At 41.4% G+C, this 23,506-nt stretch carries 25 protein-coding genes; 17 read left to right on the top strand and 8 right to left on the bottom strand.

Translation table 11 applies throughout. The features are described from left to right. Nucleotides 1-811: 811 nt before the first annotated feature. The 4 genes from MHN32_RS13825 to MHN32_RS13810 all read right to left on the bottom strand — a co-directional run bounded on the left by MHN32_RS13825 (nt 812) and on the right by MHN32_RS13810 (nt 5,057). A complete protein-coding gene (locus MHN32_RS13825; RefSeq protein ID WP_010603839.1) occupies nt 812-1,966 on the bottom strand; it encodes a glycosyltransferase in 1,155 nt (384 codons plus the stop codon). Between the two features lie 27 nt (nt 1,967-1,993). Next, nucleotides 1,994-3,568 carry a hypothetical protein gene (locus tag MHN32_RS13820; protein WP_102058315.1) on the bottom strand — a complete coding sequence of 525 codons (1,575 nt, stop codon included), beginning with the start codon at nt 3,566-3,568 and terminating at the stop codon, nt 1,994-1,996. 1 nt (nt 3,569) lies between these two features. Next, entirely contained in the window at nt 3,570-4,748 is a 1,179-nt protein-coding gene (locus tag MHN32_RS13815; RefSeq protein WP_239422082.1) for a radical SAM protein, read from the bottom strand. Between the two features lie 69 nt (nt 4,749-4,817). After that, nucleotides 4,818-5,057 carry a hypothetical protein gene (locus MHN32_RS13810; protein WP_010603836.1) on the bottom strand — a complete coding sequence of 80 codons (240 nt, stop codon included), beginning with the start codon at nt 5,055-5,057 and terminating at the stop codon, nt 4,818-4,820. 417 nt (nt 5,058-5,474) lie between these two features. On the opposite strand from MHN32_RS13810, the gene MHN32_RS13805 reads away from it, so the two are divergent. Next, entirely contained in the window at nt 5,475-5,741 is a 267-nt protein-coding gene (locus MHN32_RS13805; RefSeq protein WP_211865235.1) for a LuxR C-terminal-related transcriptional regulator, read from the top strand. 195 nt (nt 5,742-5,936) lie between these two features. Here MHN32_RS13805 and MHN32_RS13800 read toward each other — a convergent pair whose 3' ends face one another. Further along, nucleotides 5,937-6,812, bottom strand: coding sequence for a trypsin-like serine protease (locus tag MHN32_RS13800; protein ID WP_223229984.1), 876 nt, complete (start codon nt 6,810-6,812; stop codon nt 5,937-5,939). Nucleotides 6,813-7,206: 394 nt separating this feature from the next. Between MHN32_RS13800 and MHN32_RS13795 the strand changes: the two genes are divergently transcribed. The 14 genes from MHN32_RS13795 (at nt 7,207) to MHN32_RS13730 (ending at nt 18,952) form a co-directional block, all read left to right on the top strand. Continuing rightward, entirely contained in the window at nt 7,207-7,701 is a 495-nt protein-coding gene (locus MHN32_RS13795) for a hypothetical protein (RefSeq protein WP_239422080.1), read from the top strand. Between the two features lie 216 nt (nt 7,702-7,917). Continuing rightward, nucleotides 7,918-9,336, top strand: coding sequence for an MFS transporter (locus tag MHN32_RS13790; RefSeq protein WP_239422078.1), 1,419 nt, complete (start codon nt 7,918-7,920; stop codon nt 9,334-9,336). Nucleotides 9,337-9,446: 110 nt separating this feature from the next. Continuing rightward, nucleotides 9,447-10,085 carry a thermostable hemolysin gene (locus MHN32_RS13785; RefSeq protein ID WP_237117026.1) on the top strand — a complete coding sequence of 213 codons (639 nt, stop codon included), beginning with the start codon at nt 9,447-9,449 and terminating at the stop codon, nt 10,083-10,085. Beyond that, entirely contained in the window at nt 10,078-11,553 is a 1,476-nt protein-coding gene (locus MHN32_RS13780) for an AMP-binding protein (protein WP_239422076.1), read from the top strand. Before MHN32_RS13785 ends, MHN32_RS13780 begins: the two co-directional genes overlap by 8 nt. A gap of 13 nt (nt 11,554-11,566) precedes the next feature. Further along, on the top strand, nt 11,567-12,250 hold the full coding sequence (locus tag MHN32_RS13775) for an iron-containing redox enzyme family protein (protein ID WP_239422074.1): 684 nt from the start codon (nt 11,567-11,569) through the stop codon (nt 12,248-12,250). Then, entirely contained in the window at nt 12,250-13,041 is a 792-nt protein-coding gene (locus MHN32_RS13770; RefSeq protein WP_239422072.1) for an SDR family oxidoreductase, read from the top strand. The genes MHN32_RS13775 and MHN32_RS13770 overlap by 1 nt, the downstream gene beginning before the upstream one ends. Then, on the top strand, nt 13,038-13,694 hold the full coding sequence (locus MHN32_RS13765; RefSeq protein ID WP_239422071.1) for a hypothetical protein: 657 nt from the start codon (nt 13,038-13,040) through the stop codon (nt 13,692-13,694). The genes MHN32_RS13770 and MHN32_RS13765 overlap by 4 nt, the downstream gene beginning before the upstream one ends. Next, a complete protein-coding gene (locus MHN32_RS13760) occupies nt 13,691-14,353 on the top strand; it encodes a response regulator (RefSeq protein WP_239422070.1) in 663 nt (220 codons plus the stop codon). The genes MHN32_RS13765 and MHN32_RS13760 overlap by 4 nt, the downstream gene beginning before the upstream one ends. Beyond that, nucleotides 14,353-15,684, top strand: a complete 1,332-nt coding sequence (locus MHN32_RS13755) for an ATP-binding protein (protein WP_239422068.1) — start codon at nt 14,353-14,355, stop codon at nt 15,682-15,684. Before MHN32_RS13760 ends, MHN32_RS13755 begins: the two co-directional genes overlap by 1 nt. Continuing rightward, complete coding sequence (locus MHN32_RS13750) at nt 15,671-16,030, top strand: cupredoxin domain-containing protein (protein WP_010603824.1); 360 nt, start codon at nt 15,671-15,673, stop codon at nt 16,028-16,030. The genes MHN32_RS13755 and MHN32_RS13750 overlap by 14 nt, the downstream gene beginning before the upstream one ends. Continuing rightward, the gene (locus MHN32_RS13745; RefSeq protein WP_102058325.1) at nt 16,020-16,751 is read left to right on the top strand and encodes a hypothetical protein; all 732 of its coding nucleotides are present in this window, start codon (nt 16,020-16,022) and stop codon (nt 16,749-16,751) included. Before MHN32_RS13750 ends, MHN32_RS13745 begins: the two co-directional genes overlap by 11 nt. Further along, the gene (locus tag MHN32_RS13740) at nt 16,741-17,448 is read left to right on the top strand and encodes a hypothetical protein (protein ID WP_174169585.1); all 708 of its coding nucleotides are present in this window, start codon (nt 16,741-16,743) and stop codon (nt 17,446-17,448) included. The genes MHN32_RS13745 and MHN32_RS13740 overlap by 11 nt, the downstream gene beginning before the upstream one ends. Before the next feature lie 112 nt (nt 17,449-17,560). Then, nucleotides 17,561-18,391, top strand: a complete 831-nt coding sequence (locus MHN32_RS13735) for an alpha/beta hydrolase (protein ID WP_239422067.1) — start codon at nt 17,561-17,563, stop codon at nt 18,389-18,391. A 351-nt stretch (nt 18,392-18,742) separates the two neighbouring features. Next, nucleotides 18,743-18,952, top strand: coding sequence for a cold shock domain-containing protein (locus MHN32_RS13730; protein ID WP_010603820.1), 210 nt, complete (start codon nt 18,743-18,745; stop codon nt 18,950-18,952). Nucleotides 18,953-19,080: 128 nt separating this feature from the next. Here the strand turns inward: MHN32_RS13730 and MHN32_RS13725 are convergent, their stop codons facing one another. Continuing rightward, nucleotides 19,081-19,524, bottom strand: coding sequence for a hypothetical protein (locus MHN32_RS13725; protein ID WP_239422065.1), 444 nt, complete (start codon nt 19,522-19,524; stop codon nt 19,081-19,083). 178 nt (nt 19,525-19,702) lie between these two features. On the opposite strand from MHN32_RS13725, the gene MHN32_RS13720 reads away from it, so the two are divergent. After that, nucleotides 19,703-20,044, top strand: a complete 342-nt coding sequence (locus MHN32_RS13720) for a zinc ribbon domain-containing protein YjdM (RefSeq protein WP_017217750.1) — start codon at nt 19,703-19,705, stop codon at nt 20,042-20,044. 255 nt (nt 20,045-20,299) lie between these two features. On the opposite strand, the gene zigA is transcribed toward MHN32_RS13720, so the two are convergent. Then, nucleotides 20,300-21,505 carry a zinc metallochaperone GTPase ZigA gene (zigA, locus tag MHN32_RS13715; RefSeq protein ID WP_239422064.1) on the bottom strand — a complete coding sequence of 402 codons (1,206 nt, stop codon included), beginning with the start codon at nt 21,503-21,505 and terminating at the stop codon, nt 20,300-20,302. 36 nt (nt 21,506-21,541) lie between these two features. After that, nucleotides 21,542-21,988 carry a TraR/DksA C4-type zinc finger protein gene (locus tag MHN32_RS13710; RefSeq protein ID WP_239422062.1) on the bottom strand — a complete coding sequence of 149 codons (447 nt, stop codon included), beginning with the start codon at nt 21,986-21,988 and terminating at the stop codon, nt 21,542-21,544. A gap of 145 nt (nt 21,989-22,133) precedes the next feature. Between MHN32_RS13710 and MHN32_RS13705 the strand changes: the two genes are divergently transcribed. After that, nucleotides 22,134-23,498: a peptidoglycan DD-metalloendopeptidase family protein gene (locus MHN32_RS13705; RefSeq protein ID WP_239422061.1), complete on the top strand. Its 1,365-nt coding sequence runs from the start codon at nt 22,134-22,136 to the stop codon at nt 23,496-23,498. Nucleotides 23,499-23,506 lie beyond the last annotated feature (8 nt).

Below are 23,506 nucleotides of genomic sequence, written 5' to 3'. Positions count from 1 at the left end.
ATATTGGCGAATGCAGACCTCAGCGATTGCCTTCTGCATCTAAAAATAACGCGAAGAAACTGCTTTCGTTATCGAAAAAATTTCGAGAATTTAACTCTTATGAATGCTTTAAAGTCCTTATTAAAGTGAAATTCTACTAGCAATTACTTTTGTACGCGATGTTAGTGAGGCTGTCTTTACGATTAGTGTTAAAGTGCTTTGCAAGCGTACAAGTTTACTTAAATGCTTTGGACTAATACCAACAAAATCTAAAAACTCCGCTCCAGTAGGCGCTTTTTATTGGGATTTGATGATTGTATTAACCGATATATCGTTATCTAGTGCAAAGTAAATATAAAAGTTCACTTATTATTTATCCAACCTCTATATTTTCATTCAGCGCAAAAGCGCTTGTTTGACCTGCACTTCTCACATTGTTTCCCCTATGAGTCTCCTGACAGTGCTGTGTTTATGTAACTTCTGTAACCGTAGAGTTTGCGAAAGAGCGTGTAGGCCATTTCTGTCACCAGCTTTCGATCATCTACGTGTGTGAGCTTCAACGCCACAATTTCACCTATGTGATTGACGATCAAATGCAGTGTAAATCTAAACGATCAGACCATGGTGCCTTTGCTATCCTGAGCAATGCTTTCAAATACCTTATTTCTCTTGGCGCGAATGACGTGACAGACCCTCGCAATAGGTTTCAACTAACTTATTCACGCTCGTTTCTTTTGGTCGAATGAACTGGTCAGGAAGTGAGCTATTCGTTCCTTTGATTTTTTAAATTCTTATCCGAAGTCAAGACTAAGTTAAATTGGCTAGGCTTAACTTATGACTCTATTGCTGGATAGTACTTATTAAGCCAGTCTAATTCTGCTAACTCTGAGTAATCTTGTTGCAACGTTTGCTCTCTAGTTTGATGTCTAAAGTTTCTTTTTAGACTTATTAAGTAGCTTGAATACATTTTTGCAACGCGTTCCATTGAGTAGTTGTTTTCAGCCCATTCTCTACAATGTTTTGAAGAAATTTTATCTATATTTTTGGTTGCCCAGTAAAACTGCTCTTCGTTACGACACCTAAATCCTGTGAGGCCATGTAGATTATTTTCTGGAATGCCGCCCCAATCACTAGAAATTACAGGTGTACCACTCAACATGGCTTCGATCATAACGCCCCCAAACACTTCAAGAACAATAGTTGGCAGAAAGAGAGCTTTGGCCTTTTTAAGTAAATGCTTTCTTTTATTTAAATCAGCATAACCCACAAACTCAACATGGCTTGGAATTGTTTTATAACTTAGGTGATTGATATCTCCCGGACCTGCGACAATAAGCTTAGCGTTGGCTTTTCTCGTTGCTTCAACAGCTATTACTAAACCTTTATTGGGATCCATCCTACCAAGATATAAAAAATAGTTATCTTTAGCTTCACAGTATTCGAAATCATCACAATCAAAATAGTTTGGTATTACTGCGTCGTAACGTTTGGGATGTGTTATCCCCAATTGACCGTAAACATAGCTCATATGAGCATATGACTCGAATATTTTAAAAGGAGCAAAACATCCCTTGCCATCGTAGCCGATGCCTGGTTCTATGATGAAACATTTTTCCTCGAACATGGATACCGCTTCTTCCATACTATTACCCCAAAAGCATAAAATAGCGTCTCCAGCTTCAACTCTAATTTCTAGTTCTCGTTGAACATTTTGTTTAAATTTATGATGAGCGATGTCCAATGTGCTGTGATTGCAATAACTATCTTGCCAACTTTTACCGCCGTATGCTTTAGTTAAAATGTCGTCGGTCGTCACAGTTACATGTTCATGGCAGTCAACCTCTGATCGTTCATGACCATAATGAATGATCTTAAAAAAAGGTTTCATCATTTTGCAGAATTTGACGACTTTTTGCGTGAAGGCGCAAAACAGATAGTCCTGATTTGTTGTTACGGTATGAGGGGGGGCTAGTACATGCAATATCATTTGTGTTCTTCCATTATTTTGTTGTTTTTATTGGATTCGAAAGTTCTTAAAGATAGAAGGTGAAAATTTGCATGGTAAATCTGCAGAAAATTCTTTCCCTTCAACAGTTAGGACACCTCTCGTAGAGCATGACTTATTATAGCTATCTAAAAGCAAATATCCGTCGCTTCGAATATCCAGCGAATTTATCTTTTCGATGTATCCGTTTGCTTTTTCGAAACTCGATGGACAACTGGAATGTTGGTATATTCTTACTCGCTCTTCGCGAGTTTCGAATGAAAAAAAGCCATCACATGCCGACGTCATAAAATGCCTAAAAATTGCTTTTTTTAATATGTGGTTAGGAGTTGATTTATTAATTATTATTTCACCGATTAGCTGCTGATAGCTTTTTATTATCGCTTCTTCGGGTGGGGGAGTTGAGTTGCCAGAAGTGAGCGCACCTAACGCCGTTTTACTTTCAGGAGATATATTACTCACGAAGTGATTGAGACTATTTTCTCGAGTGTTAAGAAGTTTTTGTCGCCAGTAGTGAAAAAATTGTTTTTCCCCAATTAAGTGATGTAAAAATGCATGTCCGCAGCTATAGCGGCCTGGCCAATACTGCGTTCCCGGTATTACCTTATAGCTATGCTCAAGCGAACAGGTGAGCTTTTGAAGATTATTTTGTGTGTCAAACTGCTCCCTATCGATGAGCTTTAAATTGAGCTTGGCTATATTTGCTGCGAATTCAGCACCACCTTCGCTAAGCCAGTGAGGTTCATGACTGTCATTACTTGTCCAAATATGGAATACTTCGTGAGCGATAAATTGTTCTAGGTGTTGAGCAATAGCAGGGCTAAAGTTGAGGTAACGTTTACCACCAAACCTTAAGACAAAAGTGTTACCATTATGCACCCCGCCATCATAAAAATCAGACTCTGGACTCTCGAAGCTTGCAACAATGGTTAACTTTTTATCATTTGATAGTGCTAATTCTTTACTGTAATAACTGTGAAACTTTTTGAAATTTTCAGTTATCAGATCACTTAGCCATTGTGGTAGATTATCATTGAAGATGAAGTTGAATTTACTTTTCTTACTGACGAGCACTGATTCTTCGTTAAAGTTAAATATTAAAAAGTTATTTTTCTTCTCTACACTTACCAGTTTTTTGTCTTTTTCTGCGAAAAAAGTGATGCAATTTTCTTCTAAACTTTCCCATTCGTCATCTGGCTTTATTTTCATTGCAATTGGAGTGATTGCGGTCATGAATACGCCATGAGAGTCTCCTAAATTCACGTATGGCGCGTATGTTGCGTTAATATACTTATTTAAGGGGGATAGAAGGAATGAGGTAGTTAAGCCTTTCTCATTCATTAGAACTATGTTACTACTATGATGAGCTATATTTTCCCTCTGGTTAATATTTAAAAATGCAGATTCTGTTTCTTTCGATGCGTTGAGTTTCAATGCAGTGTAAGGTTTGCTAGCTCGATATTCGACCTGCAATCCTTTTGGGCTTTGTTTAAGTATTAACTTTACAGGAAAAGTACAGCTCTCTTTTGCGAAACTAGAGAATGAAAGTATCATCGAACTAAAAAATATAAAAATCTTAATCATTTTACTTCCCTTCTATAATTTTAAGGATTTCATCTTTAGGATAGCCATTGGAGACTAAATGCTGAGTAATTTCAAAATATAATGCACTTATTGCCTCGCAAAACACGGATGGGTTATTAAACCCGTTGTTTTTACTGTATCTATTTTCTAAGTCTCCGCCTCTGCAGAGCTTCTCCCATACACAGTCTTTACAGCCTTCAGGTGTTTCTTTGTAAATTTTATCTATCTCTTTAAAAATTTCGTGTTCCAAAAATGATCTTAATGTGGTTTCTTTTACGTTGCTTGTTGGCGCCATTTTTCGCCATTCACTCGTTGGAATGAATGAATCATCAATGGTTATCGTTCCATCTGATTGAATACAAATTATTTGATTGTTTATTATTTCTTTTCGATCATATGGTCTATTGTCTCCTCCTTCCCTCTTTTGAAATATTCTAAATTTGTCTTCAATTTGACGTGCTGAAAAATTATTAGTTTCTCTCCAAAGATTAAAAATATCGAGCACTGCTTTTTTATAATCATTGATTGTTGTATTGTTAGGGAATGGGTCGTCATGACTTATATCTGGGAATAAGAAGCTTAAATTTTTTATATTTAAATCTTCAACTAAGTGCTCAGTGATTTTTTTATAGTCAAAGGTGCCATTTAATACGCTAATGACACCAGGCTGAGTAAGTCGTCCTTCGGAGGCCGCCTTGGTTATAAGTTCAGTGCCCGCCTTTATTTTGTCATAAGAGCCTTTACCATTGTGGTCGATTCTGAATTTATCATTGAAGCTCTTTGGGCCATCAATACTTAAGCCTGGACTCACCTGATATTTCTCGAAGAGCGTAATCCACTCTTCAGTAACTAGAGTTACATTAGTTTGTACTGATAACTTCAACTGGGTATGCTCAGACAGCCCTTTACTTAGTTTTTCACATAAATCTGAAAACTTTTTAAGCGGGAGCATCAAAGGCTCCCCACCATGTAAAGCTATCTCGATAACAGAAATCTTTATTTCTTTTAATGAACGAAGGAGGAAGTCAATCAAGTCATCAACGGTTTTGCCTGAAATTAATGCAGGTCTATCTTTGTAAGAATCATCGCCACCAAAAAAATAATAGCAATATGTACATGCTAAATTACATCTTTCAGATACTTTTAATATAACCTGCAATCTATCTATAGACTTTAGCATTATTATCTCTTTCTATTTTTAGGCTAAAAGTAGCCCATGCTTTTGCATTACATGGGCATAGATTTATACTTATGAACAGCGCTGGCTGTAACTTCCAGAACCTTGAGTGTAACCACTCCCATCATTTCTCTGGTCGTAACTTCCTCCATTTTGTCCATAGCCAGGATTTGAGCCACCACACTGGGCGTAGTTTCCACCTGAAATGGAAGGTAATACTTCAGGCTCTAGTAGCTTAGTCACTAGTGGGCTTTCTGTTACCTTTCCCTCGTGTTGTTGTAGTTGGTTGAATAAATTACTTTTTTCTATCATGAGCTTTCCTTGTAAAAGATTGTTATTAATATCTCGAATTACAGAAGTCTATGTCTGGAGGCATTACTTCGTAATTCACTCGTAGTGACGTTGTCATATCAATCAGCTCTTATTGGCCTTAAAAGTTAATAATGTTTACTTTTGTACCTTAATGCTGAACTTTTAATTTATCAGTACGTAAGTTAAATGAAACTATCTAAGTGGGTAGTTTTGAGGCGACCAACTTTTGCCAAATGGTTATAGCTGCTGAGGAGTTGCGAGTGATGCTGTTGCGCCGAAAATTGTTTGATGTATACCGCTTCAGATAACAGCTGCTATCAATATGAAAGTAAATGAAGGTTGTTTTTATTGAGATGAAAGTATTTGAATGTTAATGTTGAGTTTAAAGGTAATTTTTATGTGATCAAGGAGGTGGGTGTGTCTTGCTGTTTTTCTAAATTATCAAGCCGAGAGCGTGATGTATTACTACTTTTATTATCAGGGAAGTCCTATAAAGACATTGCATTTGAGCTGCATGTTTCATCAAATACCGTGAAGTTTCATTGTGGAAACATTTACGACAAGCTGGGTGTTGCCAATAGAAAAGTGCTGTCGGCTAGGTACTTTAGACATGATGTATTGGAGCAGAATGAGGCTGTAAATGATAAACTACAATACAATGACGCCAAAGAGCCTATCATTTAGCTTGCTATTGTTTATTAAAGCTCAAAGGGAAGCAGAGACAAGCTTAAATTTAACAAAGACTTGTCACTACTTGGCAAACCATTCCTGTAAGCTTTTAGTCGCAGTGGCTGTTTTATCACAACGATCAACATACCTTATTACCTTCGTAAATTTAGCAACCGCCTTATGGTTTGCTTTTTAGACGCGCTTTACCTGCTACTGGCCTTTATTGATATGCTTATTTATCCAATCTTGGTAATAAGATACACGCGTTAATACTGCGGTTGAACCGTATTTTCCTAAAGTATAATTTTCCAAATCGCCTTCAATTTCTCTCCATGCAGCTAATCCAACCAATACCGGAGTTGAGCCTTGATAAATGATTGCTGCGCCGCCGCTATCTCCTGAGCCTATAGTGCCTTCTAACGGTAGCGCATCGGCTCCTTGTTCGAAGGTAAATCTGAGCCAGTGTGCTTTTGCTTCTGTGATCACGTTGTTGTAAACATGCATTTGATAGTCGTCTTGAGTGAAAGCCCAATCTGAGAAAAATTTGGTGACTTGATACCATGCATAGGTAGTTAGACTTGGTCCCTCAGAGTCGTGCTCTTCACCCGTTATTCCCGTTCCGATAGCGCCGCGACCAAACCCGGTTATTTCCATGCCTAACTCTTCATTTCCCTCATATATAGCGATGGGTTGAATGTGTGTCACAGGCTTACTTAAGCGAATTAACGCAATGTCTTTGGCGTTATTTAGCTGCTCCATAAGCGGTGCCGGGTCGCCTTCACTCCAATCACCTTCTACCTTTTTGTAATCCGGGTGAATAATGATTTGTGCGATTTGATTTTCAACGCCATGTACCATGATAGGTTTGTCTTGGTAGTCATACATAAACGTATAAATGACGTGAGCTGGTGCCAATAACCAATGCTTATCGATTAACACCGAACCGCCTTGAAATGGCATATCAACATAAAACTGCGGAATGCTGTTAACCTTATACAAGTCAGGGTCAACATCATGTCTTTTGACAACCGCATGGTTCTGAAAAGAGGCAAACATGAGCAAAAAAATGGCAAGGTATTTCATCATTATTCCTTATTTATTATTATTTCCAAAGTGGCCAATAAATCATCATACTGAAACTTTCTTTTCAATGCATCAATGAATGTACCTATTTTCATACGATGCTCGCTCCCTCAAAAATATCTGCACGCTCACCAAATTAAAATAAATAAAAACAAATGGTTATTGTCATGCTATGACGCCAAAAATATTGCAAATTAGTTCGGAAACATGATTGATAAGAAATGTGACTGGTGCAATCAAGTTTGTGAGGTAACAGCACTAAGGTAAAGTTAATTTACTTGCTCTAGGCTAGGCTATTTGCCGTTTATGCAATCAAAAGCGAGTTGCTTGCAAGGAGATGTCTGAAAGCTAAACTGCTTTGCGGCAATCACATAAAATAAATTGAAAGGAACAACGCATGATAAGGATGATATTTGCAACTTTTCTATTGCTTTGGGGCATGCAGGTTAGCGCTCAAGAGCTTATCTTATCGAAGGTCGTCAAGTTAAAGGTTGACTCACCTATCACTATTTCGCATGTGTCTGAAACGTTAGTGTTAGCGTTTAAAGACAGTAAATTACTTCACGAAACGTTAGATCCGCAAAAGTTTGTACCTGCTGTTGATTTATCTGGGCATGAACATCAATTTATACGGAGTTTGTTTGAGGTTGATTCAAGAATGAACTTGCCTGCTTGGCTCCAGGTACTTTCAGAAGAGATCGCAAGCACCTATCAAATACAGAATGTCCAACAAAAATCTATTCAAGAAATTACGATATTTAGTAGTTACAACAAAGAGGAAACACACGGGATAGCGTTTGTTCTTGAAGCGCAAGTAATTCATAAAATAGAGGTTGTTGGACAACAATCACAGTTTCAAAATGTGATAAATAACATAGCGACAAGGTTTTAGGGAGCTAATAATAAAAGTGCTGTGGCGGAGGTCCAATCACTGCTGCTCAGCACATTAAGTTACTGGCTTTCGATTCGCTAAAACTATCTAAGGCTTTGCTGCTAATCCAGTTAAGCCAATCAAGCTTCAAACCCAACCACACTCTTGACCTCAAGTTTACTTGAAGTAGTACAGTCACCACTTATTAGCATGGCGCAATGGTAGGAGTGGTAACGCATGTTAGAAGATACGGTAAATACAGAGGATAAAATTGCTCTGGGGGCCGGACAAAAGCGGGTGTTGTTCAGCTTGGCTGTGGTACTCATTTTGCCTACGCTTGGCATGAGTAGTATCAATGTCTTGTTGCCAACACTTGCTGAGGAGTTTGGCGTGGGGCAGGCATTGGTGAATTGGGTCGTTGTGGCATATTTGCTTTCGCTTACCGCGTTTATTCTTGGTGCTGGCGCTGTTGGAGATAGTGTTGGCCGAAAAAGGGCGCTGCGCATTGGGATTTGCGTCTTTTGTGTGGGTTCCATTGTCGCTGGACTGAGCGTAAATCTTTGGATGCTGATTGCTGCTAGGCTGTTCCAAGGCATTGGCGCTGCGCTGTTATTATCTCAAGTATTTGCACTGGCAAGCGTTGTGATGCCAAAGCGTAAAGTTGGACTTGCAATGGGGCTACTCGGTACTACCGCTGCGATTGGCACTGCACTGGGGCCACTGCTAAGTGGCGCAATGCTAGAGTGGTTATCATGGCAGTTCACTTTTTGGTTGATGATATTGCTTGGTGGTGCAGCTTACTTTTTAATAGCAAGATTTCTGCCTGATGATGTCGCAAATCCACCTGAGCCGCAGCGTTTTGATGTTATTGGAAGTGTGTGGCTGTCGGCGTCATGCCTATTTTATGTGTTGGCTATGCCATCGAGTAGTTCGTTTAGCCTTGTCTTGCATAGCGTATTTTTCTTCTTTTCTGTGGCTTTTATCTACTGTTTTGTAAAAAGCCAAAAGCGTGCTCAATTTCCACTTGTGAGTTTGGCTTTTCTGAAACACAAGCTACGCAATACCTCATTAATCGTGAGCTTTATAGTTGACGCCATCGCGATGTCGACATTAGTTGTCGGACCTTTTTATCTCACTTATGCGTTAGGGCTGAGCCCGGTCACGGTTGGTCTTATTGTATCTATCGGGCCTTGTATTGCTGCTGTCGCTGGTTATCCATCAGGCGAGGTGGTTGATCATTTTGGTATCGCGTTTGCTATGTTTTTGGGCTTGCTGATGATCCTTATTGGGACAATTAGCTTTGCAATCCTACCTTCATTATTTGGACTTTATGGCTATGTTGTGGCGTTATTTGTGTTAACTCCCGGAAGGCAGTTGTTTCTAGCGGCTCACCATACCTTTGTGATGACGACAGTAGCCGAAAAAGAAAAGGGCATGGGATCAGGGCTCATTAATTTATGTAAAAACTTAGGGTTAATGACTGGAGCCTCATTACTTGGTGGTGTATTTAGCCTGTTGTTGCAGGTCAAGAGTGCGGCCTTGGCAAGCTCTGCACAACTTAATATGGCATTTTCACTGACCTTCTTACTCGCTGCACTGTTTATTTTGGCTTCGCTCGTTGCCGTATTTGTGATTAGCCGAAAGCAAGCGTTTTAAAAGTAGAATGTGTATCAAGAAAAATTTTTTTCTCTTTTTTTCAAACTTAAGGTTTTCTTAATTTTCGCTTTTTAAAGTTTTTACATCAGAACAGGAAAGGTGTGAAAACGATGGGTGAAGCACTACAAGCAACAAACTCACAAAGTCGTCTTAGATGGGCAAACAAGACTTGCGGTGCGCGCGCTGAATTGGAGCACGCTATCCACAGTGGTTTTGCCCATGCTTTTGGCGCTGACATTCATGAGTATTATCCCCTTTTAAGCCATTTAAACTACCGCCAAAGCGATTGCTTTTTAGGTCTTAGATTTGCAGCCAAAGACGCATTATTTGTGGAGCAGTATCTTAATCGTGCGGTAGAGCAGTGCCTCTCAACGGTTTCAGATCGTAATCATATCGCAGAACTTGGCAATTTGTTCTCAACAGGCCGAATGGCAACGTTAAGCCACTTTATTGTACTGACTCAAGCACTGCTTGAGAGTGATATCCGCTACTTGGTGTTTACGGCAACCAAACAAGTGCGTGCATTGATGAAGTTATGCCAAGTCGAGGTTAACAAGATTTCTTTGGCACACGGCACTATCGCCTCAGCCAAAGATTATGGCAGCTATTACCAATGTGCTCCCATGGTTTGTTCGGTCGATTTACATCAAGCCCTGCAGGTGATCACAAACACTGAAATGTATCAACACTTACTACAAGGACTCGAGGTCGAAATCGCGAGCTTAAAAGAGGCATTTTTATATGTGTGATTTCTTAAAAAAACTGCCACATCAAGACAGAGATGTGATTTTACAACAAGGGCAAACTCGTCTCACTTTTGCTGAGGTAAAGTCTTACACGCAAGCATTGGCTGAGCGCTTTATTGTGATGAGTGGCGAGAGTGTTGCGGTCTCTCTAGACAACTCTATCGCTTGGTTATTGGTAGATTTTGCACTATTACAAGCGAATAAAGTGTCTATTCCAGTACCTCATTTCTTTACCACAGCGCAAGTTGAACACACCCTTGAGCAGTCAAAAGCAAACTGGTTGATCAGCGATACCAAGCTTGAAAATAGCGCTGAATATTCGGTGTTAGATGTCTATGGTCAAGCAATCTATGTATATCAAACTAGGTGTGAAAGCACGGGAGCCTATTTTCCTAAAACGCAAAAGATCACTTATACCTCAGGTTCAACAGGCGCACCAAAAGGCGTATGTCTGTCGGTTGAAAACCAGCTTGTTGTGGCGAGCAGTTTATGCGAAACCATCGCACTTAATCGGCCTAAGCACTTATGTTTATTGCCGCTACCAGTGTTGCTAGAAAACATCGCGGGTGTGTATGCGCCGCTACTCAGTGGTGGCATGGTTGAGGTAACCGAACTTGCGTCGCTAGGCTTTTCGGGGAGCCAGTTGCTATATCCACAAAAGTTGCTGCAAAAGATAAGTGAAGTACAACCAAATAGCTTAATTTTAGTGCCTGAGCTGCTGCGTTGCCTGATAAGCGCTGCACAGCAAGGGTGGCAACCCCCTGCAAGTTTACGCTTTATTGCGGTCGGTGGCGCTAAAGTTGACACTGAACTGCTACAGCAAGCTAAACGGCTGGGCTTACCTGTGTTTCAAGGGTATGGGCTTTCCGAGTCGGGGTCTGTTGTTGCATTGAATACTGGTGAGCAAGATGGCAGCGTTGGTAAGTTACTGCCTCATATTCAGGCACGTATTGTGGCAGATGAGTTAGAGATCAAAGGTAATAACTTTTTAGGTTACTTAGGCGGCGAAGCGATAGCCCAAGATGCGTGGTTAAAAACCGGCGATAGAGTGTCCAAGCGTGAGCAGCATTTTGTCATCGAAGGTCGGCTAAAAAATCTTCTGATCAATAGCTTTGGACGCAATATTTCTCCCGAGTGGCCGGAGTCCGTTTTGCTTGCTTATGTACCTTTACTGCAATGCGTGGTGGTGGGTGATGGCAAGCCATTTTTAACGGCGCTTATTTACACCCCGACACAACTAACAGCTGCTGTGATTGATAACGCCATTGAGCTTGCCAACCAGCAACTCCCTGATTACGCCCAAATAAAATGTTATGTGCGCGTAGATGAAGCCTTTTCGGTAGGTAACGGCATGCTTACCGCGAACGGGAGACCTAAACGCGACGTGATTTTAGTTAATTTCGCGCAGCAAATTTCAGCGCTTTACTCCCAGAATCAATACGAAGCGGCAGAGCCCGTAGCTTCGGTTTAAAAGGAAAACGACAATGAGTAACTTTTACCAAATCCTACAATCCGAAACGGAACAAGCGCGCCAATATCTTCTAAGCGCACCCATTATTCATGATGTTTTTCATGGTCAGATCACCAAAGGCCAATACGTTTCATTTTTACAGCAGGCGTTTCATCACGTAAAGCACACAGTACCACTCCTTATGGCGTGTGGCGCAAGACTAGATGACAGTAAAGAATGGTTGCGAGAAGCGATAGGGCATTACATCGAAGAAGAAATGGGACACCAAGAGTGGATCCTTAATGATATTGCCGCCTGTGGTGTGGATAAAGAAGTAATACGTCATAGCATGCCAAGCTTCGCAACTGAAATGATGGTGTCTTATGCGTACGACAGTATCGCTCGTAAACATCCATTGAGCTTTTTTGGCATGGTTAATGTGCTTGAGGGCACTTCCATCGCACTTGCCGATGATGCAGCTCGTCAAATTGCGAAGAAACTTGGTCTGCCTTGTAGCGCATTTTCCTATTTAACATCTCATGGCGCGTTAGATTTTGAGCATATTGACTTTTTTACAGGGCTGATGAACAAGATCAGCTGTGAAAAAGAGCAAGCGATCATTATTCACAGCGCTAAACAGTTTTATCGCTTGTACGGCGACATATTCCGCAATATTGAAGCGGTGCCTGCAGGTGTTGAATTTGCGGAGGTAGGTTGATGAAAGCAACAAAACTTGCCGTTATCACCGGGGGATCTCGGGGGATCGGTCGGGCCATTAGTAAACAGTTGGCCATGCATAATTGGCGTTGTTTGCTGATTGGTCGAGACAGCGAAAAATTAAAGCAGGTGATAGCAGGGTTATCCGGAGAGCACGATTATCTTGCTTTGGATATCACCGCTGAGGACGCTGCGACACAAATCGCGAGAAAAGCGGCGACTATGGGTGGGGTTGACTTACTCGTCAACAACGCGGGCATTAATACCATGGCTGGGTTTGCTGAAATTTTACCAACTGACTTAAAAAAGCAGATGGAGACGAATTTATTAGCGCCCATGCTAGTTAGTCAAGCCTGCTTACCACAACTGATCTCAAGTCATGGCACCATAGTTAACCTAGGTTCAGCGTTTGGTTCTATCGGCTTTCCATATCAAAGCAGTTATTGCGCAAGCAAGTTCGGTTTGCGTGGTTTTACAGAGGCACTGACGCGGGAACTCTATAACCGAGTAGCGGTTAAATATCTCGCGCCACGCGCAACCACAACTGAAATGAATGACGACCGCGCGACAGCTGTAAACCATGCACTCGGCAATCAGATGGACTCGCCAGAGGTCGTCGCACAAGCCTTTATGAAATTGCTCCATAGCAACACCAAACGTGCTGCCATTGGTTTTCCCGAAAGGTTTTTTGCGAGACTTAATGGCTTGTTACCAGAGCTCGTTGATAACGCATTAATCAAAAAAGTGAAAACCATCCAAACCATTTTTTCCACTAAGGAGTCATTACGATGAACGCACTAAAAACCTTGTTAGCTTCAGCAACAATACTGATATTCAGTCAAGGTGCTTGGGCTGCATTTGACGATGATCTTAGCCAAGTCCAAACTAAATGGGCAACGGTAAATTATGAAACTGAGGGCGATGCCCAAGAAAAAGCATTTGAAGAGCTGGTTAAGCAGTGCGTGGCATTTGTTGAACAATATCCAGATCGCGCAGAAGCTTACATCTGGCGTGGTATTGTGCAGTCGAGCTTTGCAGGAGCGAAAGGTGGCTTAGGGGCGCTTGGTCTTGCCAAAGATGCAAAAGCCTCATTCGAAAAAGCCATTGAACTTGATAAAAACGCACTGTCTGGTTCTGCATTAACTAGTTTAGGCACGCTCTATGCTCAGGTCCCAGGCTGGCCAATTGGGTTTGGCAGCGATAAAAAGGCGAAAAAGCTGTTCCAAGAATCATTAGCGATCAATCCGGCAGGAATTGATGTAAACTATTTCTATGCACAGTTTTTATATGACGAACGTGATTATAGTGCCGCACTTGCGCACTTAAAAAAAGCGCAGAATGCGCCAAGCCGTCCGGGTAGAGAAAAAGCCGATGAATACCGTCAAGAAGAAGTGGCACAGCTACTGGCTAAAGTCGAAAAAAAGCTAAAAAGAAGGAATAAATGAGGCTATTACTTGTAGAGGACGATGAGCTACTGGCACAGGGGCTCATCGCATCACTCAAAAAAGAAGGGTATGCCATTGAGCATGCGTCGACGCAAAGACAAGCAATCAGTTTTGTTGAATCTGGTGAATTTGAGCTGGTGGTGCTTGACCTAGGTCTACCCGACGGAGATGGTTTAGCGGTACTCAGGGCGCTAAAAAAAACCAAATCGCAAACCACTGTGCTCATTCTAACGGCGAGAAATAGTCTTGATGATAAAATTGCAGGGCTGGATTTAGGGGCTGATGACTATTTGGCTAAGCCGTTTGAGCCAAAAGAACTGTTTGCGCGTTTACGGGTGATTGGTCGACGCTTCACCAAACAAGTGAGCAGCACCTTGAGCTGCAACGATGTCGTGTTAGATCTTGCCAGTCACGAGGTGCTTGTAAGTGGTAGCGCTCAAGAATTACCTCGTAAAGAATATATGCTACTCAAGGCGCTGATGGAAAACAGTGGCCGTGTGCTGTCTAAAACTCAGTTAGAATCTAAGCTCTATGATTGGGGAGAAGCTTTGGGCTCTAATGCTATTGAGGTGCATATTCACCACCTCCGCAAGAAAATGCCCGACGGATTTATCAAAACGCTGCGTGGCATTGGCTACGTGGTTGGCAAGGGGGCTTAGTGGGCACGAGAAGCTCGCTTGGAGGTGCTTCAATAACGAGAAAGTTGACCCTAATTTTAGTGTCAGCTTTGGTGCTGACTGCATCCATGGCCCTGTTACGGGGTTATCATTCCAGCATGGCGATGGCACAAGCACAATTAGACAGCCATTTAGAGTCCATCGCAACACTCGTTAATGCTCAAGTTACTGCGACTACCTTGCCCAGTGCTGCGGGTAACAACGCATTTTACTTTTTAGTGCTTGAACACAATCAAGTTGTTGCGGGCAGTGAGCTACTTGTTAAGTACAAGAACAAACTTAAATATCATGCTGGGTTTAGCACCCAAAATGTGGGGGCGACTAGACTCAGAACCTTCAGTGAAGCGTTTGGCGAAAGGCAAATACTGGTAGCAGAGCCGGTACAAAAGCGTTTTGCACTTGCTGAAGGCATGATTGTCTCCGCAATGACGCCATTGGTGGTGATTATGCCGTTTCTTGCGGTGTTTATTGCATGGATTATTTATACGGCGTTAAAGCCTTTACGAGATCTTTCTAAAGAGCTTAAACGACGTAACCCCAAAGACTTTACACAGTTGGAAGTGCAAAGCGACAAAGCAGAAGTGGCAATCGTTATCGCGACGCTAAATGACCTCTTTCAAAAGGTTGAGGTTGCGTATCTCAAAGAGCGTTATTTTGCTTCCGATGCCGCTCATGAGTTAAAAACGCCGATCGCAAGCTTAAAAATTCATCTGCATAATTTAACGCACGATACTAAGCATCCCAGTGCCACTGCTATGTCAAAAGGGCTTGAGCAGCTAAACCATGTGGTTGAACAAATGCTGACGTTAGCGCGTACAGAGCCGGAACTGTGGCATAAGCAATTTGCGCAGCAAGACTTAGTGGCATTAACTCAAGACTTGATTGCTAACTGTTACCCGAGAATTGAACAAAAATCACAAAATATCAGCTTAGAAGCGTCAGAAGCGACCATAGAGGGCTGTGAGTTCACATTAACCATATTATTTTCTAATCTAATTGGTAATGCTATTAAATACACGCCAATTGAAGGTGACATAGAAGTAAAAATTCAGCAGCATGCGCAGCGGGTTGTATGGCAAATCGATGATTCGGGTTGTGGTATGTCGGATGCGGAAATAGAACGAATTTTTGACAGATTTTATCGCGTTGGTGGAGATAAACACCCTTCAGGGGAAAAAGGGGCAGGTTTAGGAATGGCGATAGTCAATCATATAATTGCAATTTACCATGCAGATATCTCTTTTGCTCGTAGTCATTTAGGCGGGCTTAGAGTTTGTGTAAATTTACCGAGGGGGCTGGATGCTAAGGACTAAGGTCTCTTCGCTGTCTTTCGCGCTTGGTTTGCCTTTGGCGACCTGTAGTTTCGCCTTGTGGGCGGAAGAAAGTTATACCATTATTCTTAAAAATCATTTGTTTACACCTGCACAAGTTGAGGTTCCTGCAAATCGTAAAGTAAAGCTCATCATCGAAAATCAAGACCCTCAGGTTGAAGAGTTTGACAGTTTTGATCTTAATCGTGAAAAAGTGCTCTTTCCGAACCGTAAAAGTGTGATTTATATCGGCCCGCTAGCACCCGGTGAATATAGTTTTTTTGGTGAATTTTCACCAAATACAGCACAAGGTATCGTTATCGTGAAGGAGCCAAACAATGCTTCTTAATGCGGTGGTGGTGAGCGTGAACCAATTATTACCAGTAACTGTACTTTGGGTACTATTAGCACAATGTACCAATGCTGCTTTACCACTTAAAACGACACTCATCGCGTTGAGTGCGGGGCTAGTCGGCTGTTTTGGCATATGGTTTTTGGGTGGAGAAATAGCCTCGAGTTTTGATTATCGCGGGTTCGAGTTATTGCAAATAGGACTGCTACTCAGTTTATTTTGCTTAATGATTGCAACAAAACGCACCGGACGTACGGCACTTGCTGCCTTGGCCTTTGGATTAGCCGTGGTACTGTATTTGCACCATTTGGCAAGCTTTGCGTTCTCTTACTCAAAGCCAGCGGATGGTCAAACCCTCGCTATTGGCACCTCGCTCGGTGTGGGGATCTGTTTGAGCTTTTCTATTCTACTCTTCTTTTTCCTTGATTGGTTGAAGAGTAAGCACTTACCTTGGTTGTTGCTATTGTTATTGGCTTTACACGGTGCGAGTAAGGTGTCGATTGCATTGGACTTGGCGCTTCAAGTGGACTTAATTAGTGCCGCCAGACTTGAAATTGACTTGCGACAAATTGTGGACGAACACAGTGTTGTTGGTCGAGTGCTAAGAGTATTAGTGGGGTATGAAGCAACACCAAATGCTGCGACGCTTGCAGGGTTTGGAGGCGCGTTGATTACGTTCTTGGGATGTACATATTGGAGAACAGCGCATGCGAAATAATGTTTTACTCGCGCTGCTGGTGAGTTTCTTTGGGATTGTAGCGTTTAGTGCAAAAGCGGATGGTATGGTGGTGGACAAAGTTTATCATCCATACGTTTTACCGCTTGAACGTGAGTTGGAGTGGCGACTACTATCTCGCCAAACCGAGCAAGGGAATGTGTTGGCACAGCGTTTAGGACTTGGTTGGAGCCTCACCGAGACAATGACCATCGAAGGTTACGCAATAGGTGAGCGTGACGATGAGGGCAATTTTGACTTGGCAGCTTACGAGCTAGAGTCGCGGTGGCAATTTGTAGAGCAAGGGCGCTACTGGGCGGATATAGGCATGTTGTTCGAGCTTGAAAAACGCCATAAATTCGATGCCTATGAAGCTACCGCAGGGTTTTTATTTGAGAAGGAATTTGGCCGCACGAGCCTTACCATGAATGCATTTTTGGTGAGGGAGTGGGGTAAGGACATTGAGGATGAATGGGAATCTGAGTTTAGAGCGCAACTGCGCTACCGCTTGTATAGTGCTTTTCAGCCCGCAATTGAAGTCTATGTCGGAGAAGACTTTTTTGGTGTTGGTCCGGGTTTTATCGGATTGCATCGATTCGAAGGTCAAAAACAGCTGAAATGGGAAGCGGGTTTTATTTCGGAGATCAGCCAATCCGGCAAAGATCATAGCTTTAGACTCGCATTGGAATTTGAGTTTTAAGCGCCGCTTTTACTTTGTTTAAATAAAGGGGAGATGCAGCAAAAATGTCATTAGCTTATGGTGCATCTAGCTGCTAACTTTAGAGTCGAACTATAGATATCAAGGAAACGATATGTATCGCACGCTAACTTTATTGGGGTTGTTGTTCGTTAATAGTGCTTATGCACAGATTGCGCTTGAACGCGATATTCAAGAGCACATCGTGGTTGCGAACAAAGTATCTTTGCAGGTTTATCATGTTGCGGGCAATGAACCTGCCGTTATTTTTGAAAGTGGCTCTGCAGCGCCTGCCATTTATTGGACACCAGTAATGATGGGTCTCGCGCAGCAAGTACCCAATGCATTGGTGGCCTATAACCGTGAAGGTTATGGCAAAAGCGAGCTTAGCCGCAGAGCTTATAGTATTGATACGGATAATCGTAATCTTCGTGAAGTGTTGAGAACGCTTGATATTCGGCCGCCATTTATTTATGTCGGTCATTCATACGCATACTATGTAATGCAAAACTACATCACCTATTATCCAGATCAAGTTGCAGGCTTGTTATATGTTGACCCTGTGACCGTTTACTTCATCGATAAAACCCATGCCTTAGCGCAGGATAAGCTACTAAAACCCTTGAGTACTCTGCCAGAAAATACCTTCGGTGAAGCTCTGCGCCGGGAAACTCAAGCGCTAAGTGAAACCGTTGCGAGTGTTCGGGCGCATCAAGCACCTGATCATATACCGTGTCGTGTTATCGTTGCCCAAAGACCATTTGATCCAACTCAGCGCGATGTTAAAGCATGGCGAGAAGGACAAGAAGCGTTGGCATCACATTGTGATTCTGAGCTAATTATAGCCAAGGGGAGTGACCACACGGTACCTATGAATGCCCCGCAAGTGGTTGTCGAGCAAGTGGTGCAATTAATTCGGGAATTAGAGTCAAAAAAGCCTCTCTAGCTTTATGAATATTTTATTGCAATCTCTATTATTTACACAGGGTTAGGGGAATAATGTGTTTAAAAAATAGGGTGTTGAAAAAGCCGTGAAAAAAATATTGATATTTGTCATTAGCAAGTCATATTGATGATTAAAAATACATTGACTTAGGGCGGAATCCCTATATGATGTTCATAGACAGAATTTGAGTCAGTGTTTTAAAATCTCCATTACGTTGTTGTATAAGTGTTTGCTTGTAGTAGTACCGTCCTGAAGTTTTATCCACTCTACAAATTTAGGTCTATGCGCCCACATGGGCATAGCTCATCAATGCGCAGCATTGGTTTTTGTTTTTATATCAGGATTAGTATTATGTCTAACACTCTTACAGGTACCGTTAAGTGGTTTAACGAGTCTAAAGGTTTTGGTTTCATCGCTCAAGAAAATGGCCCTGACGTGTTCGCACACTTCAGCGCAATCAAAGGTGACGGTTTCCGTACACTTGCTGAAGGCGAGAGAGTAGAATTCACAGTTACTGACGGCCAGAAAGGTCCTCAAGCTGAGAACATCGTTAAGCTTTAATCGCTTAATTGATGAAGAAAAAGCAAGCTAAGGCTTGCTTTTTTTGTGCCTAAAATTTTGCTATTTGCTCCCTCGGGTTGAGTGAATAATGAACAAGCTTGTATAGCGCGGCTAGACAGATTAACCCCTCAAATTAGCATTGTATTTCTGTGTGTCTTGGCGAGATGTTCAAGCGTATTGATCGCCGAAGCATAAATCTCTCGCGATGTTTTATTGAGCCTGCCGCTAGCTGCTGAGATTTCAAATGTACGCTTCATATCACCAAGTAAATTGATTTTTTCGTGAGGATTTTCAGTTATTGATATTGGCGCGCCGATAGCCATCATTTGGCCTGAATCAATAAATCCTCCTTCGAATAGTTCTCGGGACATAGTTCGTGCTTCTGCCGCTGAAATATTGTGAACGTTGTATTTAGAGGCAATAGTTTGCCAATTATGTTTGGCATTGTTTGCGGTTTGGCTAATGGAGACTTGAGTGTCTTTCTGTACTGCTTCAGCCTCTTTTGGTTGATTCTGGCTCTGGCTGCTATAAATTGTTGGTGAGCCAACCCCTTGAGTTTGACTAACAAGCATAGGTAATCCTTTATATGATGAAATATAGATTAATAACTAAGCAATTGTCGTGCCGCAACATTTTGGGTATCTACTTTTAATTCAATAGCGATTTAAAGAAGAATATAGAGGACGCTCCAGTCACTTTTACAGTATCATATGTCCATGATACACAGCCTAAAAAGTGATACAGTTAATTATGTCTTTACCTGCTTGCCCCAAGTGCAATTCTGAATATGTTTATCAAGATCAAAGTCAGCTAATATGCCCTGAATGTGCTTACGAATGGGATCCTAACGCGACTGCTACCGAGGACGACATTCAAGTAAAAGATGCCAACGGCACACTATTAGCTGATGGCGATAAAGTCACTGTGATTAAAGATCTTAAGATTAAAGGCAGCTCACAAGTCATTAAGATTGGCACCAAGGCTTTGGTAAGGCGTGTGCTGGATAAAAAAGACCACGAACTTGACTGCAAGGTTGATGGCGTAGGTGAAATGATGGTTACGGCGAAATTTGTGAAAAAAGCAAATACTTAAGTGGATAAGTGTTCAGAGGTTATGGAGTTTTGAAGTTGCTCCACTTCTATTAAACTGATTTGTCTTTTACGGGTAGTTGCCATAGCTAGTTTCCTCTGCAGAATTAAAGCTTAGGCGGTATCTTTGGAAGGTGCAAATTAGTGGTAGGTGTCACATCTACACATAAAAACAGGGCAAGCTGTATTTTTAAACAAATATTGAATAACTTAAAATTTAGTTGAACTAGCTCATGATTGAGCTAGTTCACTTAATAGTTTATTCCATCCAAGCAGGAAAAGGATCGGGTAAGGATTTCCAAATATCTACGCCTAATTGCAACTCCTCATCGGTCAATAAGCATTCATCTAGTTTATTAATTAATTCGCCTTTATCTAAACCTTGACCAATGAAAACCAACTCTTGGCGTCTATCGCCATAAGGTTCAGCCCACTGCGCTTCAATCGCAGAAACATATGCAGGATCTTCAGGCCACTCTTCACGAGGTACCGCAAACCAGAATAAGCCTGCCTGACCATATCTGGCGATGCCGCCTGCTTGGCTCCAACTACCAGCAAAGTTGGGTCGAGTTGCTAACCAAAAAAAACCTTTAGAGCGCAGTAGCTTACCAGCTTTATCGTTCGCATGTAAAAAATCATAGAAACGCTTCGGGTGAAATGGGCGCCTACGACAATAGCTAAAACTAGTTATACCGAACTCTTCTGTTTCAGGCATATGTTCACCACGCATTTCTTTAAGCCAGCCGGGAGCTTGCTGCGCTTTTTCAAAGCTAAAACTGTTGGTATTTAAAATTTGCTTTAATGGAATTTGGCCATGCGTTATTGGGATTTGTGTTGCCTCTGTATTCAAACTCCTTAGAATACTTTGTAGTTGTTTGAGCTCTTCAGCACTCACTAAATCTGTTTTACTGATCACGAGTCTATCTGCAAACTCTACCTGTTCAATCAGTAGGTCAGCAACACTTCGTTCGTCTTCCTCACCAAGACTTTCACCAACTTCCAGCAAGGACTTCGCCTGATTATAGTCCTTTAAAAAATTAACAGCATCGACAACCGTAACCATGGTATCTAACTTGGCGACGTTCGATAAGCTAATGCCATCTTCGTCCTCGAAGGTAAACGTTTCGGCAACAGGTAATGGCTCCGAAATACCAGTTGACTCGATAACAAGATAATCATACTTTTCAGATTTAGCTAAACGAGTAACTTCCTCAAGCAAATCCTCTCGAAGGGTACAACAGATACACCCATTGCTCATTTCAACGAGTTTCTCTTCAGCTCGGTTAAGGCTGACTTCGTTTTGTACCGTTGCCACATCAATGTTGATTTCACTCATATCATTCACTATCACAGCGACTCGTAAACCGTCACGATTGTTTAAGATGTAATTGAGTAAAGTTGTTTTACCTGCACCAAGGAATCCTGATAAAACAGTTACAGGTAATAAGTTTGTTGAGTTTAACATTGTAATTTCGCCCCAAGTTACAAGTGTTTTAGTAGGTTAAGATTCTTCTCGAATCTTTGCATAAGCATGCTCTGTAAGTTCTTTTGTTTGTTTTACATCTGCACAATATTCTGCTGTAGGTCTAGCTAAGAGTCTCTCTATACCAATTGGCTCGCCACTTTCTTGGCAATAGCCGTACTCTCCCAATCTAATGCGTTCTAAAGAGTCTTGGATCTTAGGAAGTAACCGCTGCTCTCTATCTACAATCCGCATCAGAATGGCACATTCTTCTTCCCAAGATGCCCTATCACTGATGTCGGCCAGCTCAGGACGATTAGCTAGTTGCGCCTTAGCATCTCTAATGTGTTCTCGCGTTATATCATGAAGTTCAATCAAGTAATTTCGAAAGAATGTGCACTGTTGTTCATTCATATAATCTGACTGAGGTGCCGCTTTTATCTCTTGTATTGATAAAGAACCATACACTTTATTTATATCTTGCATGTTAACCTCCCAAGTAATTGTTGCATTATAACATAACACATGTAATCTAGAACATCGGCTATTTTCTTAAGCTAACCAATTAGACTGGTTGAGCTGTGCTATTTTCTAAAAAGCAACTGTTCTTCTGATATAAATAAATGATTTAATGGAAAAAACTCAATTTATCTTTTTTGGGCTATTACTCAAATTGCCAAGAAAACACTTAGTAGCAATTGTCGTTTCGACTATTACGCTTACTTGGTTGATCAGTTTAGAGTCTTCGAAAAGCCACTTAGTCTCAGATAAGCGAATAGATATTAATGAAGTTATAGCGGCCAAACCCAACTTGATTACAGATAAAGTTTCTGATCTTAGCGAGCAGGATATTTCAGCTCCATTGAAAGTAAGCCCTGAACCCAAATATCAAAAGACCGAAGTGGTCATTACTAAAGGTGATACACTGAGCACTCTATTTGAGCGCTTAAACATTTCACAACAAACACTTTATGAGGTGCTTAGTGCTGATGAATCTATATTGGCACTAGAGACACTCAAGCCAAATAATGTGCTTATTTTTAAATACCTTACTAAAAGTCATGAATTGCAGGAGTTAGAGTTATTCGTTCATGCTGGTCATCGTGTAATTTATCGTCGTGCTGAAGATGGTGGCATAGAGTATGAAACATTAATTCAAGATGGCGAATGGCGCACTAAACTCATTAGTGGTGAAATAAATGGTAGTTTTTATCTCTCGGCGCAAAAAGCTGGATTAACTGAAGCAGATGCAGCCGTAGTGACTAAAATATTTAAGGAACAGCTCAATTTTGCTCGCGCTATTCGAAAAGGCGATAAGTTTCAAGTAATCAGAAATGAGCAGTTTGTTGATGGAAAACCTACTGGACAAGCCCACATAGTTAGTGCCAGATTTCAACAAAAGACCAATGAATACACAGCTTTTTTATTTGATGATGGGCGTTTTTACGACAAGCAGGGCCATAGTTTAACAAGAGCATTTAGAAGGTTGCCTTTACAAAAATCGTACAGGGTAAGCTCTCATTTTAACCCCAGAAGAAAACACCCTGTTACAGGTCGTATTAGGCCTCACAACGGAGTAGACTTTGCCACGCCTACAGGTACTAAAATAGTTTCCACTGGCGATGGTATTGTAACAAGAGTAGGCAATCATAAATTTGCTGGTAAATATATAGATATTAGACACAGTAGTAAGTATAAGACGAGATATTTGCATTTATACAAGATCAATGTCCATAAAGGTCAGTCTATAAAGCGTGGACAGATAATTGCGCTTTCAGGCAACACAGGTCGTTCAACTGGTCCTCATCTGCATTTTGAACTTCACATTAATGGTAGACCAGTTGATCCATTGAAAGCCAAAATTCCACTTACTCGATCATTAACCAAAAGCGACAAAACCGCTTTCTTAAAACTGGTTGCTATGCGTAGTAATATGCTAGACAGTGCACTTGAATCTGAAATAAACAAAGCGCACGAAACCATGTTGGCAGATTGAAGTTTAAG

Source organism: Pseudoalteromonas sp. Of11M-6, from assembly GCF_022347905.1.
Lineage (GTDB): Bacteria > Pseudomonadota > Gammaproteobacteria > Enterobacterales > Alteromonadaceae > Pseudoalteromonas.
Note: the sequence above shows the minus strand (reverse complement) of the source record. Positions and strands in the feature narration are given on the sequence as shown.